Origin of the sequence: Kitasatospora sp. MBT63, from assembly GCF_000710465.2 — a bacterium.
In the GTDB taxonomy this organism is placed as follows: Bacteria; Actinomycetota; Actinomycetes; order Streptomycetales; family Streptomycetaceae; genus Kitasatospora.
The window spans coordinates 1-1058 of sequence record NZ_JAIZ01000772.1 but is presented as its reverse complement, the minus strand read 5'-3'; the positions used below and the strand labels follow the sequence as shown (position 1 = coordinate 1058).

Sequence of the window (1058 nt, the reverse complement as noted above, 5' to 3'; positions counted from 1 at the left end):
GCCGCCGAGTTCACCGCCTACGCCGCCTCGCTGGGCGTCACCGACATCGTCGCCGTGCCGATCTCCGCCCTGGCCGGCGACAACGTCGTCGAACCGTCCGCCCACATGGACTGGTACGGCGGCCCCACCCTGCTGGAACACCTGGAGACGGTCCCGGTCGGCACCGACCCCGACGCCGAACCCGCCCGCTTCCCCGTCCAGTACGTCATCCGCCCGCAGAGCGAGGAGCACCGCGACTACCGCGGCTACGCCGGCCAGCTCGCCTCCGGCGTCCTGCGCACCGGCGACGCGGTCACCGTACTGCCCTCCGGCCACACCACCACCATCGCCGGCATCGACGCACTCGGCCGCGAGACGGACATCGCCTGGGCCCCCCAATCGGTCACCGTCCGCCTCACCCACGACATCGACATCTCCCGCGGCGACCTGATCGCCGCCCACCCCGCCCCCATCCCCACCAAGGACCTGGTCGCCACCGTCGCACACCTCGACGAACGCCCACTGCGCGCCGGCGACAAGGTCCTGCTCAAGCACACCACCCGCACGGTGCGCGCACTGGTCAAGGAGATCACCTACCGGATCGACATCGACTCGCTGGAGCAGCGCACCGGCACCGACGGACTCCACGTCAACGACATCGGCCACGTCGTACTGCGCACCGCCGAGCCGCTGGCCCTCGACGACTACCGCACCAACCGCCGGACCGGATCGTTCCTGCTGATCGACCCGGCCGACGGCACCACCCTCACCGCCGGCATGGCGGGCGAGGCCTTCGACACCGTAGCCGCGGCCGAGCCCGTGACCGTTCCAGCAGAGGACACCCCAGATGGCTCTCACACCGCACAGCCGCCCCCGGCCCGTCACCCGTAACCGCCCCCGGCGCGGCGCCGGACGTGCCGTGGCCGCCGCGGCGGTCGTGCTGAGCCTGAGCGGTCTGCTGACCGCCTGCGGCTACGGTTCGAAGTCCGTCCCGCGCCCGAACGCCGCCCCGGCCGCCCCGGTTTCTCCGGGTGCCGTCAAGCTGTCCGCCGACACCGTGAAGATCGGTTACTTCGCCA

The 1058-nt window shown here is 72.1% G+C and carries 1 pseudogene; it reads left to right on the top strand.

Features of this window, described 5'->3' with window-relative positions:
* Positions 1-870, top strand: a pseudogene (locus AA75_RS53060) (hypothetical protein); the annotation flags it as partial.
* Positions 871-1058: the final 188 nt, after the last annotated feature.